Below are 15,678 nucleotides of genomic sequence, written 5' to 3'. Positions count from 1 at the left end.
CCGCGGCGCCGCCGTCTCCGCGGTGCGTGCCGTGCCCGTCGTGTCCGCTGGTGCCCTCGGGTGGTGTGTACCCGGCGGGCGGTGCTCCATGGCCCGCGCTCCGGTCCGTGCCGGCCGTCACGCGGCCGGCACGGTCGGCGCGGTGCGCGGCGTGCGTGCCGTTCAGTGGTTCGCGTACCTCCGGCGGCCGAGGAGCCGGTGGACGGCGCCCGCGCAGGCGGCGGCGATCAGCACACTCCCGGTGACCAGGGCGGGCACCGAGTCGGTGAAGGTGCCGCCCTCACCCGCCTGGACCCCGCTCTGCACCGTCGCCGGGGAGCAGTCGTCGTGCCCTCCGTCGTGGGACTCACGGCAGCCGTCCTCGTGGCACTCCCCGTGCCCCCGGCACTGGCCCTGATCCTGACCCTGGCCGTGCCCCTGAGCCTGCCCTCGGCCTTGGCCCTGCTCATGGCCCTGGCTTTGCCCCTGCCCTTGCCCTTGCCCCTGGCCCTGGCCCTGGCTCTGGCTCTGGCTCTGGGGCTGCGGCCGGGCGGAGCCCGTCTCGGCCCCCGTCCCCGACCCCGGCGGCCGCGGCACCTGGCCCTGCCCCGGCGCCTGTCCCTGGCCCTGGCCCTGCCCTTGCCCCTGGCTCTGGCTCTGGCTCTGGCTCTGCCCCGGCTGCGGCTCCCGCACCGCTCCTGAGCCCGCCCCGAGGTCCGCCCCGAGGTCCGAACCGGAACCCGCCCCGAGGTCCAAGCCGGAACCCGGCCCGAGGTCCAAGCCGGAACCCGGCCCGAGGTCCGGCCCGAGGCCCGCCCCCGCCCCCGACCCCGAACCGGAGGGCACCCCCTCCCCCGCCACCTGGCCGCTCTCCTGCCCCCCTTCCGGTCCCTGCCCCGCTTCCTGCCCCGACTCCCGCTCGGGGGCCAGTCCCGGGGTCGTCCGCGGGTCCAGGGCCGATCCGGCCGTACCGCCGCCCGGCTGGCCCTCGTCGCCGCCGCACGGTTCGCCGCCGCCGGCGGCCGTCGTCCCGGTCGTGTCGAGGGGGTCGGGTTCCGGGCCGGTGAGCGGGTCGCAGAGCGGGGAGGCGGCGAGCGGGGCGGCGGGCCCGCCGGTGCCGGGGGTCGTCCCGGCCCGTGGGTGCGCGGAGGCCGCGGGCCCGGCTATGACGAGCGCGGCGCCGGCCAGGACGGTGGCGGACAGGGCGCGGGCGGTGCGGCGCATGGGGCGGGCTCCTCGGCAGGGCGACGGGCGGGACGGTCTCGACGGTGGCGCGGCCCGGCGGCCGCGGGGCACGGGGTGTCGTGCCCTCGCTGCCATCACAGCCCGCCGGGCGCCCGGCCGCGCGCGGCCGGGCCCCATTCGCGGGACGCGAAACGGCCTATCGGGTGATGCCCCGGACCGGGAGCGATGTCGGCCGGTCTTCCGCGCTCGGACCGCGCCGGCCGTACGGACAGGTTTTCCGCACGTCGTGACGGTGACTCGGTAGCCGCCGACCGGATCGTCCGCTTCGCACCGCACCGGGGAGGTCCCCTTCATGAGCACCAAGGTCTCCGACCACATCCTCGAACGCCTGCGCGCCTGGGGTGTGGAGCAGGTCTTCGGCTATCCCGGGGACGGCATCAACGGCCTGCTGGCCGCTTGGGGACGAGCCGACGACAAGCCGCGTTTCATCCAGTCCCGGCACGAGGAGATGTCCGCCTTCGAGGCCGTCGGGTACGCGAAGTTCAGCGGCCGGCTCGGGGTGTGCGTGGCGACCTCGGGACCCGGCGCGGTCCATCTGCTGAACGGTCTCTACGACGCCAAGCTGGACCATGTGCCGGTGCTGGCGATCGTCGGCCAGACGAACCGGACCGCGATGGGCGGGTCCTACCAGCAGGAGATCGACCTGCACACGCTCTACAAGGACGTGGCCTCGGAGTTCGTGGAGACGGTGACCGTCCCGGAGCAGCTGCCGAACGTGCTCGACCGGGCGATCCGCACGGCCTGCGCCCGGCGCTGCCCGACCGCCGTCATCATCCCCGCCGACGTGCAGGAACTGGACTACTCGCCACCCACGCACGCGTTCAAGATGGTGCCCTCCAGCCTGGGCATGAGCGACTACACGGCCGTCCCGTCGGACGACGCGCTGCGCCGGGCGGCGGAGGTGCTGAACGAGGGGGACAAGCCGGCCGTCCTCATCGGCCAGGGGGCCGCGGGGGCGGTGGCGGAGGTGCAGGAGATCGCCGAGCTGCTGGGCGCGGGTGTCGCGAAGGCGCTGCTCGGCAAGGATGTGCTCAGCGACGAACTGCCCTACGTCACCGGGCCGATCGGCCTGCTGGGCAGCCGACCGTCGTACGAGATGATGCGTGACTGCGACACGCTGCTGACGATCGGCTCGTCGTTCCCGTACACGCAGTTCATGCCGGAGTTCGGCAAGGCGCGCGGGGTGCAGATCGACATCGACCCGCACATGATCGGCATGCGGTTCCCGTACGAGGTGAATCTGGTCGGCGACGCGCGGGCGACCCTGCGGCGGCTGATCCCGCTGCTGCAGACCGACCGCGGCGGGCGCGAGTGGCGCGAGACCGTCTGCGACAACGTCAAGCGCTGGCACGAGACGATGGAGAGGCGGGCGGGCCTGTCGGCGGATCCGATCAACCCCGAGTACGTGGCCCGGGCGCTGGACCCGCTGCTGCCGGACAACGTGATCCTGACGTCCGACTCCGGTTCGGTGGCGAACTGGTACGCGCGGCACATCACCATGCGGCCGGGCATGCGCGGGTCGCTGTCCGGGACGCTGGCGACGATGGGGCCGGGGGTGCCGTACGCGATCGGCGCGAAGTTCGCGCACCCGGACCGGCCGGTGGTGGCGTTGGTCGGCGACGGCGCGATGCAGATGAACGGTCTAGCGGAGATGATCACGGCGGCGAAGTACCGGGACCGCTGGTCGGACCCGCGGCTGGTGGTGGGCGTGTGGAACAACCGCGACCTGAACCAGGTCACCTGGGAGATGCGCGCGATGGAGGGCTCGCCGTCCTTCCTGCCGTCCCAGCAGATCCCGGACGTGCAGTACGCGGCGTTCGCCCGCTCGCTGGGCCTGACCGGGGTACGGGTGGAGAAGCCCGAGGACGTGGAGGCGGGCTGGCGGGCCGCCCTGGAGGCCGACGGGCCGGCGGTGATCGAGTTCCTCACCGACCCGGCGGTGCCGCCGATCCCGCCGCACGCCACCTGGGAGCAGTTGGAGGCGACGGCAGCGGCGATCCTCAAGGGCGACGCGGATCGCGGTTCGATGGTGAAGCAGGGGCTGAAGGCGAAGGTGCAGGACTTTCTGCAGGGCAGCCACGACAAGCACTAGCGAGACGGCCGGTTCCCGGCCCGGCACCCGGTGTCGGTCTCCCGGTGCCGGGTACGCGGGCGGACCCCGAACATGTGGAGTGAGAGATGCAGCGAGGCAGTGACCGGCTGAACGTCCACCGGGACGACGAGATGAAGCACGAGCTGAAGGGCATGCTCAGCTCCGGGCACCCGACGCGGGCCGAGGAGTGGCACGACCCGGAGCCGGCGGCCGACGACGACCCCGAGGTCTGGAGCGGCCCGGTCGGCGGTCTGGGATCGCCGGCGTCGCTGGAGCGGGTGCGGCTGGAGCTGGCCCGGCACCTGAGCCGGCACTCCTTCCCGGCGGACGCCGGGGAGGTGGCCCGTGCGCTGCGGCGCGGCAACGCGCCCACCCCGCTGGTCGACGCGGTGGCCCGGCTGCCGCGCGCGGAGCGGTACGCCAACGTGCAGCAGCTCGCGGAGGCGCTGGTGGGCGAGTGACCGAGCGCCAGGCGGCTCAGATCGCGGCGACCGCAAGGACGGTCGACGTCGGGGAGGCCACCACCCGGTTCCTGCTGTACGGGCTGCTGCCCGGCTGGTTCGTGCCCGGTCTGGCGGACTGGGCGCTGCACCGGCGCACCCGGATCGAGGACACGTCCGGCACCAAGGAGTCCTTGATCCATTCCCTGATGATGGCGGAGGTCGGCCTGCCCATCGCGCTGACCCTGCGCTACGAGGTCAATCCGCTGCTGCTGGCCGTGCAGCTCGGGGCGGCGGGGGTACACGAGGCGACGGCGCTGTGGGACGTGCGGACGGCGGTGGACAGCGACCGTGAGGTCTCGCCGCTGGAGCAGCACGTCCACAGCTTCCTGGAGTCGCTGCCGTTCGGCGCGCTGGCGTCGCTGATGTGCCTGCACCCCGACCACGTCCGGTCGCTGGTGCGGGGCGGGCGCGGCGATCCGGACGCCTGGCGCCTGGTACGGCGCCGGCGGCCGCTGTCGCCGGGCTATCTGGCGGCGGTCGGGCTCGCCATCGGTGCCTGTGTGCTCGTGCCGTACGGCGAGGAGCTGCTGCGCTGCCGGCGGGCGGCGGGCGTGAGGAAGCGGCGGGCCCGGGCCGCGGAGGCGGCCGGGCCGGCCCGGAAAGGAAAGTGAGGATCATGCGTATCGCGTTTCTGGTGGCACCCGAGGGCGTCGAGCAGGTCGAGCTGACCGAGCCGTGGAAGGCGGCGTCCGACGCGGGGCACGAACCGGTGCTGGTGTCGACGGAGTCCGGTGAGATCCAGGCGTTCAACCATCTGGACAAGGGGGACACCTTCCCCGTGGACGAGGTGGTGGGCGAGGCGTCGGCCGGGTCGTTCGGCGCCCTGGTCCTGCCGGGCGGGGTGGCCAATCCGGACTTCCTGCGGATGGACGAGAAGGCCGTCGCGTTCGTGAAGGACTTCTTCGACGGGGGCCGTCCGGTGGCGGCCATCTGCCACGCGCCGTGGACGCTGGTGGAGGCCGGTGTCGTACGCGGCCGGGTGCTGACGTCGTGGCCGAGTCTGCGGACGGACATCGAGAACGCGGGCGGTACCTGGGTGGACGAGCAGGTGAAGATCTGCGACCACGGCTCGAACCAGCTGGTGACCAGCCGCAAGCCGGACGACCTGAAGGCGTTCTGCGACGCGTTCGTGCACGTCTTCGCGGGTGAGGTGGGCTGACCTCCGCCGCACCGCGCCCGGCCGCCGCGCCGGGTCGTACGAGGGCCGGTCCGCGTCACCGCGGGCCGGCCCTCACGCGTGCGGCCGCCCCGGACCGGTCGCCGGAGCGGCCGGGGGCCGCCTCAGGTGCCGGCGGCGTGCGGGGTCGCCGCCTCGCCGCAGCCGCGTTCGCGGGCGCCCTCGCGGGTGCGGCCCGCGCTGACCAGGCGGCGCGGGTTGCGGCGCAGGTACTCGCCCTCGAGCTGTGCCATGCGCTCGTTGTGCGCCCGCAGCGCGTCGTTCGAGCCGTAGAGGAGGGTGTCGTGGCGCGTGCGGTGGATCGTCTCCAGCTCCTTCATGAGCTGCAGGTCGTCCAGCCGGCTGGGGTCGACTCCGGTCATGGTGGTGCCCCGCTCGTCGTGGTCGTGTCCTGCCGTACGGGTACCCCGCCCGGCATGCCGTGCTCCCGGCGGGTTCTCCGGGAGCAGCGCGTGCCGGGCGCGAGCCGTGGAGCGCGCGTTCCTGAACCCACTGTACGAACATCCCGGGCACCGGGCCCGGTGGGGCTAGCGGGCCCGTTCCACCCTGCGCTCGTCCCAGACGGGCTCCGCGGTCTCGCGGACCCGGCCGTCGCTGCCGAAGACCAGGAAGCGGTCGAAGGAGCGGGCGAACCAGCGGTCGTGGGTGACCGCGAGCACCGTGCCGTCGAAGGCCTCCAGGCCCTCCTGGAGGGCCTCGGCGGATTCCAGGTCGAGGTTGTCGGTCGGCTCGTCCAGGAGCAGGGCGGTGACTCCCTGGAGCTCCAGCATGAGGATCTGGAAGCGGGCCTGCTGGCCGCCGGAGAGCCGCTCGAAGGACTGCTCCGCCTGGCCGGTCAGCTCGTAGCGGCGCAGCCGGGACATGGCCGCGCCCCGGTCCTGGGCGTGGTCCTTCCACAGGATGTCGAGCAGGGTGCGGCCGCGCAGCTCGGGGTGGGCGTGGGTCTGGGCGAAGTGGCCGGGCACGACGCGGGCGCCGAGCTTCCACTGGCCGGTGTGCGCGACGTCATCGCCGGCCAGCAGGCGCAGGAAGTGCGACTTGCCCGACCCGTTGGAGCCGAGCACGGCGACCCGTTCGCCGTAGAACACCTCCAGGTCGAAGGGGCGCATCAGGCCCGTCAGTTCGAGCTGTGCGCAGGTGACGGCGCGTACGCCGGTGCGGCCGCCCTTCAGGCGCATGGTGATGTCCTGCTCGCGCGGCGGCTCGGGCGGCGGCCCGGCCTCCTCGAACTTGCGCAGGCGGGTCTGGGCGGCCGCGTAGCGGGAGGCCATCTCGTGGCTGACGGCGGCCGCCTGGCGCAGGTTGAGGACGAGTTTCTTCAGCTGGGCGTGCTTCTCGTCCCAGCGGCGGCGCAGTTCCTCGAAGCGGGCGAAGCGCTCGCGGCGGGCGTCGTGGTAGGTGGCGAAGCCGCCGCCGTGCACCCAGGCGTCGGCGCCGGCGGGTCCCGGCTCCACGGAGACGATCTTCTCCGCGGCGCGGGCGAGGAGTTCGCGGTCGTGGGAGACGAACAGGACCGTCTTGCGGGTCTCCTTGAGCTGCTGCTCCAGCCAGCGCTTGCCGGGGACGTCGAGGTAGTTGTCCGGCTCGTCGAGGAGCAGCACCTCGTCGGTGCCGCGCAGCAGTGCCTCCAGCACGAGGCGTTTCTGCTCGCCGCCGGAGAGGGTGCGCACCTGCCGCCACTGGGCGCGTTCGTAGGGCATGCCGAGGGCGGCGGTGGTGCACATGTCCCACAGCGTCTCGGCCTCGTAGCCGCGGGCCTCGGCCCAGTCGGCGAGGGCCTGGGCGTAGGCGAGCTGGGCGGTCTCGTCGTCGACGGTCATGATGCCGTGCTCGGCCCGGTCCACGGCCAGGGCCGCCTCGCGGATGCGCGGCGGGGCGACGGAGACCAGCAGGTCGCGGACGGTCGTCTCGTCCCGCACGGAGCCGACGAACTGGCGCATCACGCCGAGGCCGCCGCTGACGGTGACCTGGCCGCCGTGCGGTTTCAGCTCGCCGGACATCAGCCGGAGCAGGGTGGTCTTGCCCGCGCCGTTGGGGCCGACCAGCGCGACGGCCGCGCCCTCGCCGACCCGGAAGGAGACATCACCGAGCAGCGTCCTGCCGTCGGGGAGGTGGTATTCGAGGTGCGCGGCTTCCAGATGTCCCATGAGGGGGCATTCTGCGGGGCGTCCCCGGCCTGGGGCAAACGCTTATCCGGCCGGGTCCACGGGCTGCCCGGCCGGACCGCCCTCCCCGGCCGGTACGACGGTGGCGCCGGCCCACGACAGCGCCTTCCAGCCGTCGGCGGGCGAGCCGTCCAGGATCACCACGCCGGTGTTGGCCAGCGGGCGGGCGGCGGCGAAGGCCACGTCGACGTTGGCGGCGCGGGCGGCGGTCCACATGCGGATGGCGGCGCCGTGGCTGACCATCGCGACGGCGGCGGCGCCGCTCGCGGCGGCCTCGGCGACGACCTCGTCGTAGCGGGCCAGCGCCTCCGCCCCGCTCTCCCCGCCGGGCATCCGCAGCGTGAGGTCACCGGCCGCCCAGGCGAACACGGTGCGCAGGTATCGCTCGCCCTCCGGGGAGCCGCCCGGCCGCATCTCCAGGTCGCCCGCCGACACCTCGCGCAGGCCGGCGCGTACGGCCGTCTCCAGGCCGCGGGCGGCGGCCAGCGGGGCGGCGGTGAGCCGGGCCCGCAGCAGGTCGGAGGCGTAGACGGCGTCGAGGCCCTCGCCGGCGAGGGCCTCGGGCAGGGCGGCGGCCTGCTGTGCGCCGAGCGGGGTCAGGCCCGGTCCCGGGGCGGCGGTGTCCAGCAGCCGGTCCAGGTTGGAGGGGGTCTGGCCGTGGCGGACGAGGAGCAGGCGCATCGGGGTCTCCTCCGCGGCGATCAGGCCGGGCGGGCCGGGCGGCCGGGCCGTCAGGCGGTCGGCGTACACGGGAACAAGAAACGGCGGCTTCAGGGTAACCGCACCCCATGAGCGCAGACGTCGACCTGACCGCCGTCCCGAAGAGTGGCCGGCGCGCCCTGCGGGCGCTGCTGGCCGCTGACACCCGGCTGTTCGAGGCGGCCGCCGCATGGCACTGGCCCGGTGCCGAGCGGGTGCTGCCGAGGCTGAGCCGGAGCGCGAACCACGGGGTGCTGTGGTTCGCCACGGCCGCCGCGATCGCGGCCAGCCGGACGCCGCGGGCCCGGCGGGCCGCGACCCGCGGGATCGCCTCGCTGAGCCTGGCCTCCGTGACCATCAACACGCTCGGCAAGCGCTCGGTGCGCCGCGCCCGGCCGGTGCTGGACACGGTGCCGGCGGTGCGGCAGCTCAAGCGGCAGCCGATCACCACGTCCTTCCCGTCGGGGCACGCCGCCTCGGCGGCGGCCTTCGCGGCCGGGGTGGCGCTGGAGTCGCCGCGCTGGGGTGCGGTGGTGGCGCCCGTGGCGTTCTCGGTGGCCGCGTCGCGGGTGTACACGGGCGTGCACTTCCCCAGCGACGTCCTGGCGGGGGCGGCGCTCGGCGCGGGCGCCGCGTTCGCCGTCCGGGGCCTGGTGCCGACCCGCGCCCAGATCACCCCGCCGCCGCGGCCGCGGGCCGAGGCGCCGGCCCTGCCGGAGGGCGAGGGTCTCGTGGTGGTCGCGAACCGGGCCTCGGGCTCCTCCGACCGGGTGCGCGTGCTGCAGGCGGCGCTGCCCGGCGCGGAGATCGTGGAGTGCGAGCCGCAGGACGTGCCGGCCGAGCTGGAGAAGGCGGCGGCCCGGGCGCGGGCGCTCGGGGTCTGCGGGGGTGACGGGACGGTGAACGCGGCGGCCGCGACGGCGATGCGGCACGGCCTGCCGCTGGCGGTGCTGCCCGGGGGCACGCTCAACCACTTCGCCTACGACCTGCGCCTGGAGGACGAGCGCAAGGTCGCCGACGCCGTGCGCGCGGGCGAGGCGGTCCGGGTGGACGTGGGCCGGTTCGCCGCGGGGCGGCAGGAGGGCATCTTCGTCAACACGTTCAGCCTGGGCGTCTACCCGGAGCTGGTGCGTGTGCGGGAGCGCTGGTCCAAGCGGATCGGCGGCTGGCCGGCCGGGCTGCTCGGGGCGATGAAGGTGCTGCGCGCCGACCGGCACCCGCTGGAGGTCGAGCTCGGTGGGCGGCAGCGCCCGCTGTGGCTGCTGTTCGTGGGCAACGGCATGTACCACCGGATGGGGCTCGCGCCCGGCCGCCGCACCGACCTGGCGGACGGGCTCCTGGACGTGCGGGTCGTGCACGGCAGCCGCAGGCCCGCGCTGCGGCTGCTGGCAGCGGCGGCGGCCGGACCGCTCACCCGGTCGCCCGCGCACGCGGCGGTGCAGCTCAACCGGCTGCGGCTGACGGGCCTGGCCCCGGGCACGCCGCTGGCGTACGACGGCGAGGTGACCGAGGTCGAGGGCGACGTGCTGGTGGAGAAGCTGCCCGAGGCGCTGACGGTGTACCGGCCGCTGAGCTGACGCCCCGGACGTCCCCCCGACCCGTCCACATCATGATACGTGGGTCTCATCATTCGGCACGGCGGCGTACTGTCGGCGTACCGCGCCGGGGGCCGTCCGGTCCCCGGCAGCGGACCGTCGACGAGGGGCGAAGGGGCACAGCCATGCCGAGGGCGCAGGGGACCGAACCGCACGAGACCGCCGTCTACACGCACGGACACCACGAGTCCGTGCTGCGGTCGCACACCTGGCGGACCGCCGCCAACTCCGCCGCCTACCTGCTGGGCGTGCTCAAGCCCCACATGCGGATCCTGGACATCGGCTGCGGCCCCGGGACCATCACCGCCGACCTGGCGGAACTGGTGCCCGACGGCCATGTCACCGGCGTCGACCACGCGCCCGGCATCCTGCGCCGGGCGCGGGAGACCGCCGCCGGGCGGGGCCTGGCCAACATGGACTTCGCGGTCGCCGACGTGCACCGCCTGGACTACCCCGACGACACGTTCTGCGTCGTCCACGCCCACCAGGTGCTGCAGCACGTCGGCGACCCGGTGCAAGCCCTGCGCGAGATGGCCCGGGTGACGAAACCGGGTGGCTTCATCGCGGTGCGCGACGCCGACTACGCGGCGATGACCTGGTACCCGGCGGTGCCGGGCCTGGACGACTGGCTGGACCTGTACGAGCGGGTAGCGCGCGCCAACGGCGGCGAGCCGGACGCGGGGCGCCGGCTGAAGGCCTGGGCACGGGCCGCCGGGCTGACGGACATCACGGCCGGCTCCGGCACCTGGACGTACGCCACCGACGAGGAGCGGGCCTGGTGGAGCGGGCTGTGGGCGGACCGCACCCTGGCCTCGGCCTACGCGGAGCGCGCCGTCGAGGGCGGCCACGCCACACCGGAGCTGCTGGAGGCCGTGTCCGGGGCGTGGCGGGAGTGGGGGCGGCGGGAGGACGGCTGGTTCACGGTGCTGCACGGCGAGATCCTGTGCCGCAAACGCGTGTGACGCGCCGGACATCACGTCCGGCGCGTCACGCCCGGTCCGCCGGGCGGCCGCACCGCCGCGCCCGGCTCACCACGGGGGAAAAAACGGCGCCCGCCCCACTCCCGGGACAGCGGCGCCCGCCCCACTCCGGGGACAGCGGCGCCCGCCTCACTCCCGGGGCAGCAGCGGGCCGAGCGGTCCGAGGTCCAGGTTCAGGTCCTCGGGCCGCAGGCCGTAGCGGTCCCGCAACTCCGCCATGCGCTCCTCGAGCAGCATCAGCGTGAGCCCGATCCGCTCCTCCTGCTCCTCGGTCAGGTCGCCGGTGTCGAAGCGGCGCACCGCCTGCCGTTCCATCAGCTGGCGCAGCAGCTCCACCACGGTCAGCACCAGTTTCACCAGGTCCCGCTCGACCGTGTCGGGCTCCAGGTCCAGCCGCTTGTGTGACGCGCCCTGGGCCGTCATCGGGGCTCCTCATGGTCCGGCCGGGCCGCGGGAAGCAGCTCGAAGGGCGAGGGGACCGACTCGTTGACGGAGCTGATCAGCGCGTTCAGGTCGATGCGCACGAGGTCGACGTCCGCGATCCGCAGCGTGATGTCGCCGGTGATCACCACACCGCCGGCCAGCAGCCGGTCGAGCAGGTCCACCAGGGCGATCTCACGGCGCTCGATGACGGTCACCGTTCCTCCCCGCTGAACGAGTAGGCGGCCCAGGGCCCGGTGAGCTCCACGCGGACGCCGGGCACCTCGCCCTTGGTGCGGTCCACCAGTTCCACGAACTCCTCCGAGTCGGCCCGGCTCACCAGGTAGGCGGCGTTGAGCACGTTCTGGCCCGGCGTGCCGGACAGCGCGGAGTTCTGCGGCGGGTGCAGCCGGGCGTCCTCCGCGCGCCGGGTGAGCCGCTCGTGCAGGGTCTCGGCGAAGGTCTCGGCGGTACGCCACTTCTCCTCGTGCGCGTGCGCCGACTCACGCCGCCTGCGCAGGTAGTCCCGCCCGCTGGCGGGCCGCGCGGCGGCGGGCGCCGGGGCCTTCGCCTCCTGCGGCCCGCTCTCCACGTACACCTTGACACCCCACTCGACCCGTCCCTCCAGCCGGTCGAGGATGCGCCGGAAGTCGTCCTCCCGGGACTCGATCATCGAGCGCACCCCGCTGTCGTCCCGGAAGACGGTGGCCAGCCGCAGCGGCACCGGGGTGGTGACCGTCGTCAGCGCGTCGATCACGCCCTGGTGGGCGCGGGCGGTGGCGGACAGCCAGTCCAGGTCCTCCAGGCGGGCCCGCAGCGACTCCTCGCTGAAGTCGTGCTCCGGGACGGTGCTGACCACCGCGACCAGCCCGTGGTGGTGCAGCAGCGCCGGCGGCGCGCCCCCGATGCCGGTCAGTTCGGCCTGCAGGGGCGCGCCCAGGGGGCGGCACACGGCGTAGACGTACCGCAGTCCCGCGGTCATGGGGCCTCCTCGCGCACGTGCCCGGTCTCCAGCTCCTCCAGGCGCGCCAGCCGTTCCCTGAGCTCGGCGTTCTCCCGGGTCAGCTCGTCCCTGCGGGCGCGCGAGGAGAGGGCGGGGTCGGTCTCCCACCAGTCAATGCCCATTTCCTTGGCCTTGTCGACCGAGGCGACGATGAGCCGCAGTTTGATGGTGAGCAGTTCGATGTCGAGCAGGTTGATCCGGATGTCGCCCGCGATCACGACGCCCTTGTCGAGCACGCGCTCCAGGATGTCGGCGAGGTTCGCCCCGCTCCCGGAGCCGTAGGGCTCCGGGAAGCGGGCGGACCGCTCGGGAGGGAAGCGGTTGGGGGTCGTCATCGACGGCTCCTGCCGCCTCCGGCGGGCTCCGGTTCCTCCTCGTCCTCGTACTCCTCGTCCTCGGCGGCTTCGCCGTCCCCGCCGGCCTCGTCCTCGTACTCCTGCTCCTCCTCCGGGGCCTCCTCGCCGTACGGCTCGTCGTCCGCCTCGTCCTCGTACTCCGCGTCCTCGGCGTCCTCGTCCTCGGCGTCCTCCTCGTAGGGCTCCTCCGCCTCGTCCTCGTACTCCTCGGACTCGTCGGACTCCTCGCCCTCCTCGGGCTCCTGGCCCTCCTCGGACTCCTGGCCCTCCGGCTCCTCGGGCCCCTCGTCGCCGGACTCCTGGGACTCCTGGGACTCCTGCTCCTCCTCCTCGGCCACCGCGTCCTCGTGGCTCTTGACGACCTCGCCGTCGCGGATCTCGCCGCGCCAGCCGTCGTCCACCTCGCCCTTCATGCTGATGTGGCGGGCGTAGTGCTTCAGGTCGAGCCGGGCCCTGCGGCCCTGGGCGCGCCAGATGTTGCCCGTCTTCTCGAAGAAGCCGCTCGGGTAGTACTCCATGACCAGCAGCACCCGGGTCAGGTTCTCCCCCAGCGGGTGGAACGTGACGACACCCTTGACGGTGCCCTTGGCGCCCTCGGAGGTCCACTGGATGCGGTAGTCCGGCACCTGCTCGGTGGTGTGCGCCTTCCAGCTCCGGCTGGACCAGAAGATCTTGGCCTGCCAGTCGGAGTCGGTGTCGTTCGCCCGGCTGGCACTCTTGACGCCCTTGGCGAAGGTCGAGAAGTCCTGGAGCCGCGTCCACTGGTCGTAGGCGGTGCGCACCGGCACGCCGACGTCGATGGACTCCAGGATGACGGTGGGCTTGTTGCCCCCGCCGCCCTTTCTCTTGCCCTTGCCGCCGCCGCCTATGTTCTTGACCGCGTTCATCACGTTGTCCTTGGCATGGGAGGCCCCGAGTTCGAGCGCGGTGCGCAGCGGGCCCTTGCCCTCGGCCAGCTTGCGCCCGCCGTCGAGGGCGAGCTTGGCGAAGCCGGGGCTCTTGCCGTCGGCTATGTCGTTGAGCTTGAGGGTGGTCTCGCCCAGCTTGCGGCCGAGGCCGGACAGCAGCCGCTCGGCCTGAGCGGACAGGTAGTCCTGCACCTCACCCTTCAGCCGGTCGGCGGCCTCGCTGTGCACGAGGTCGGTCACCGGGTTGTCCTTCGCGGCGCCCGTGGCCTTGCCGGCCGCGGAGCCCAGCGGCCCCGTCGTCGACGTCATCGGTCGTCACCGCCCTTCGCCTGCCGCGACCCGCCGCCGCGGTTGCCGCCGCCGGCCGGGGCCGTCTTCTTCGCGGCCGTCTTGCGGGCCGCTCCCGTCTTCCTCGCCGGTGCCTTCCCCGCGGCCTTCTTCGCGGTGGACGCGGCGGACGACTTCTTCGCCGGGGCCTTCTGGGCGGCCTTCTTGCGCGGCCGCTCCTGACGCCGGGCCCCGGAGTCGTCGTCCTCCTCGTCGTCCTCGCGGTCCTCGCGGTCCTCGCGCCCGCCGCCCGAGGTGTCCTCGTCCTCGGCGGCGTCGTCGGCGTCGTCGCGCGGCTCGTCGTCCCCGGTGTCCTCCCGGGACTCCTCGTCGTCGGAGCCGCCGCCGGAAGCGAGGCCGGAGAGCCGGTCGCGCACGTCGGCGGTCCGGCCGTGCAGCCGGTCGGCGAGCGCGTTGATCTGCCGCTCCGCCATCGCGCCCGTGGCGGCCTTGCCGACACCGCGCATGTCCTGCCGGAGCTGGTCCCCGATCTCCTTGAACTGGGGGTTGTCGCGCAGCTGCTGCTGCAGCAGCTCGCCGATCGCCCGCGGGGTGAGATTCAGCTTCTTCCCGGCCACGACGGAGCCGACCGCGAGGGCCATCTTCAGTTTCTTCGTGCGTCCCAGCATGTATCCGGCCCCTATCGCGAGGCCGAGTGCTGTTCGGTTCATGATGCCGTCCCGTCGCCTGTGGTTTCGCCGGAGCGCGTGGCGGTCTCCAGCCGGTCGAGCAGCTCGTCCTCGACCTGGTCGAACTCCTCCTCAGTGATCTCGCCCGCCTCCAGACGCTCTTCGAGGCGGGCGAGTTCGGCCCGTACGGTGGCGGGGTCGTAGTAGATCCGTTCCGCCTCTTGGATCACCTGTCTGATCGCCCACGCGCTGCCGCGCGCCGGTGCGAACGGCAGCAGCAGCACTTCGCTGATCAGTCCCACGGCGTCCTCCTTCCGTTCGGGCCCGTGCGCTACTGCGTCCCGGCGTCCACGCCGGCCTGGCTGCCCGCGGGCTCGGCCGGGCCGGGCTCGACGAAGCTGTACGGCGGGAGCGGGCCGTTCACGCGCAGGTCAAGGTGCGGGTGGCTCTCGCGGACCTGCTCGACGGAGGCCAGGAAGTTGTCCGCGGAGTCCCGGTCGACCAGGAACGACACGTTCAGCAGCCAGCCGCTGGACTCGGGGCCCACGCTCACGGCGGCGGCGCCCGGGGCCAGCAGGCCCTGGACCTCGGTGGCGTCCTCGCCCTCCTTGGCCTTGACCGCGGCCGCGACCATCTCGCCGAGGCGGATCTTGTCGTCGTAACCGCCGCCGCCCGCCCGCCGGTTCTCCTCGGCGAGGGCGCGCAGGTCGGCGTTCTCGGCCATCACGAGGTGCAGCACGGCCTCCTCGACATGCGTGGCCTTGACGTTGTACTCGACCTTGTTGTCGAGTTCGCGCAGCCGCTCCTGGTAGTGCTCGGAGCGCTCGCTGAGCACCTGGCGCACGGCGTCGTCGTCCGTGGCGACGCTGCCGAAGCGCATGGGCAGCACACAGCCCGCCGCGCCGGCCTCGGCCAGCACGTTCTGGTGGGCGAGCAGATCCCTGCGCTTGGGGCGAAGGTCCTCGGGCGCGTCGCTGACCACGGCGGCCAGGTCACCCGCGGTGAGGACGCGCACCGGGCGGGCTGGCTCGCCGACACCGGCCGTGCCCTCCGGGAGCGTGGGGTGGGACCCTGCGGTGATCCCGTAGACGTACGTGCTCACTCCTGCTCCTCCTTACGGCGCGACGCGGTCCTGCGCTGACGCGGCCGCTCCTCCGACTGGCCCTCGTCACGTGCCTTGCCGAAGGCGTCGGACACGGTCTGCGCGGCGCCCGACAGCGCCCCCTTGGACTTGCCCTTGGCGCCGGACTCGGTGATCTCGCCGACGAGGTCGGGCAGGCCGGGGTCCTTGCGCGGCCCGGACTCCAGGTCCAGCCGGTTGCACGCCTCGGCGAAGCGCAGATAGGTGTCCACGCTGGCCACGACGACACGGACGTCGATCTTCAGGATCTCGATGCCTACCAGGGAGACACGCACGAAGGCATCGATGACGAGCCCCCTGTCGAGAACCAGCTCTAGGACGTCGTAGAGGCCACTGCTGCCGCCTCCGCCGCCGCTCTGCTGTGCCGGTACTACGGTCATGCCGGCCATTCCTCCTTGTGGTGTTCTGTTGCGCGGTGTACGCGATCTGTCCGTGCGCATCCCTGCGAGGGGACGCGTC

Annotated in this window: 19 protein-coding genes; 6 read left to right on the top strand and 13 right to left on the bottom strand. The window is 73.7% G+C overall.

The features are described from left to right. Positions 1-162 precede the first annotated feature (162 nt). Positions 163-1,203 (bottom strand): hypothetical protein, encoded by a 1,041-nt coding sequence (locus tag B446_RS39915; RefSeq protein WP_020943216.1) that lies wholly within the window; start codon positions 1,201-1,203, stop codon positions 163-165. A 313-nt stretch (positions 1,204-1,516) separates the two neighbouring features. Here B446_RS39915 and B446_RS30095 point away from each other — a divergent pair, with 313 nt between their 5' ends. The 4 genes from B446_RS30095 (at position 1,517) to B446_RS30080 (ending at position 4,978) form a co-directional block, all read left to right on the top strand. Further along, the gene (locus tag B446_RS30095) at positions 1,517-3,316 is read left to right on the top strand and encodes a thiamine pyrophosphate-requiring protein (protein WP_020943215.1); all 1,800 of its coding nucleotides are present in this window, start codon (positions 1,517-1,519) and stop codon (positions 3,314-3,316) included. A gap of 86 nt (positions 3,317-3,402) precedes the next feature. Next, positions 3,403-3,777, top strand: coding sequence for a DUF2795 domain-containing protein (locus tag B446_RS30090; protein ID WP_020943214.1), 375 nt, complete (start codon positions 3,403-3,405; stop codon positions 3,775-3,777). Continuing rightward, positions 3,774-4,430: a hypothetical protein gene (locus B446_RS30085; protein ID WP_020943213.1), complete on the top strand. Its 657-nt coding sequence runs from the start codon at positions 3,774-3,776 to the stop codon at positions 4,428-4,430. Before B446_RS30090 ends, B446_RS30085 begins: the two co-directional genes overlap by 4 nt. Before the next feature lie 5 nt (positions 4,431-4,435). Beyond that, positions 4,436-4,978 carry a type 1 glutamine amidotransferase domain-containing protein gene (locus B446_RS30080; protein ID WP_020943212.1) on the top strand — a complete coding sequence of 181 codons (543 nt, stop codon included), beginning with the start codon at positions 4,436-4,438 and terminating at the stop codon, positions 4,976-4,978. A gap of 122 nt (positions 4,979-5,100) precedes the next feature. Here B446_RS30080 and B446_RS30075 read toward each other — a convergent pair whose 3' ends face one another. The 3 genes from B446_RS30075 to B446_RS30065 form a co-directional block, all read right to left on the bottom strand. Further along, positions 5,101-5,358, bottom strand: a complete 258-nt coding sequence (locus tag B446_RS30075) for a DUF6158 family protein (protein WP_020943211.1) — start codon at positions 5,356-5,358, stop codon at positions 5,101-5,103. Positions 5,359-5,523: 165 nt separating this feature from the next. Beyond that, entirely contained in the window at positions 5,524-7,143 is a 1,620-nt protein-coding gene (locus B446_RS30070; RefSeq protein WP_020943210.1) for an ABC-F family ATP-binding cassette domain-containing protein, read from the bottom strand. Positions 7,144-7,185: 42 nt separating this feature from the next. After that, on the bottom strand, positions 7,186-7,842 hold the full coding sequence (locus tag B446_RS30065) for a histidine phosphatase family protein (RefSeq protein WP_043479388.1): 657 nt from the start codon (positions 7,840-7,842) through the stop codon (positions 7,186-7,188). A 107-nt stretch (positions 7,843-7,949) separates the two neighbouring features. On the opposite strand from B446_RS30065, the gene B446_RS30060 reads away from it, so the two are divergent. Next, entirely contained in the window at positions 7,950-9,437 is a 1,488-nt protein-coding gene (locus tag B446_RS30060) for a bifunctional phosphatase PAP2/diacylglycerol kinase family protein (protein ID WP_020943208.1), read from the top strand. A 143-nt stretch (positions 9,438-9,580) separates the two neighbouring features. Beyond that, positions 9,581-10,417 carry a class I SAM-dependent methyltransferase gene (locus tag B446_RS30055; protein ID WP_020943207.1) on the top strand — a complete coding sequence of 279 codons (837 nt, stop codon included), beginning with the start codon at positions 9,581-9,583 and terminating at the stop codon, positions 10,415-10,417. A gap of 147 nt (positions 10,418-10,564) precedes the next feature. Here the strand turns inward: B446_RS30055 and B446_RS30050 are convergent, their stop codons facing one another. From B446_RS30050 to B446_RS30010, 9 genes are read right to left on the bottom strand one after another with little or no spacing between them, the layout of a single operon-like run. Next, positions 10,565-10,858, bottom strand: a complete 294-nt coding sequence (locus B446_RS30050; protein WP_020943206.1) for a gas vesicle protein K — start codon at positions 10,856-10,858, stop codon at positions 10,565-10,567. Continuing rightward, positions 10,855-11,073, bottom strand: coding sequence for a gas vesicle protein (locus tag B446_RS30045; RefSeq protein ID WP_020943205.1), 219 nt, complete (start codon positions 11,071-11,073; stop codon positions 10,855-10,857). The genes B446_RS30050 and B446_RS30045 overlap by 4 nt, the downstream gene beginning before the upstream one ends. Next, a complete protein-coding gene (locus tag B446_RS30040) occupies positions 11,070-11,837 on the bottom strand; it encodes a GvpL/GvpF family gas vesicle protein (protein WP_020943204.1) in 768 nt (255 codons plus the stop codon). The genes B446_RS30045 and B446_RS30040 overlap by 4 nt, the downstream gene beginning before the upstream one ends. After that, on the bottom strand, positions 11,834-12,193 hold the full coding sequence (locus B446_RS30035) for a gas vesicle protein (RefSeq protein WP_020943203.1): 360 nt from the start codon (positions 12,191-12,193) through the stop codon (positions 11,834-11,836). Before B446_RS30035 ends, B446_RS30040 begins: the two co-directional genes overlap by 4 nt. Further along, on the bottom strand, positions 12,190-13,431 hold the full coding sequence (locus B446_RS30030) for an SRPBCC family protein (RefSeq protein ID WP_020943202.1): 1,242 nt from the start codon (positions 13,429-13,431) through the stop codon (positions 12,190-12,192). Before B446_RS30030 ends, B446_RS30035 begins: the two co-directional genes overlap by 4 nt. After that, positions 13,428-14,120: a hypothetical protein gene (locus B446_RS30025; RefSeq protein ID WP_043476718.1), complete on the bottom strand. Its 693-nt coding sequence runs from the start codon at positions 14,118-14,120 to the stop codon at positions 13,428-13,430. Before B446_RS30025 ends, B446_RS30030 begins: the two co-directional genes overlap by 4 nt. Beyond that, entirely contained in the window at positions 14,117-14,380 is a 264-nt protein-coding gene (locus tag B446_RS30020; RefSeq protein WP_020943200.1) for a gas vesicle protein GvpG, read from the bottom strand. The genes B446_RS30025 and B446_RS30020 overlap by 4 nt, the downstream gene beginning before the upstream one ends. Before the next feature lie 29 nt (positions 14,381-14,409). Further along, on the bottom strand, positions 14,410-15,180 hold the full coding sequence (locus B446_RS30015) for a GvpL/GvpF family gas vesicle protein (RefSeq protein WP_020943199.1): 771 nt from the start codon (positions 15,178-15,180) through the stop codon (positions 14,410-14,412). After that, complete coding sequence (locus tag B446_RS30010) at positions 15,177-15,599, bottom strand: gas vesicle structural protein GvpA (RefSeq protein WP_043479386.1); 423 nt, start codon at positions 15,597-15,599, stop codon at positions 15,177-15,179. The genes B446_RS30015 and B446_RS30010 overlap by 4 nt, the downstream gene beginning before the upstream one ends. Between the last annotated feature and the right edge of the window lie 79 nt (positions 15,600-15,678).

The sequence above is a fragment of the Streptomyces collinus Tu 365 genome, from assembly GCF_000444875.1.
Taxonomy (GTDB): domain Bacteria; phylum Actinomycetota; class Actinomycetes; order Streptomycetales; family Streptomycetaceae; genus Streptomyces; species Streptomyces collinus_A.
This window is presented reverse-complemented; position numbering and strand designations above follow the sequence as displayed.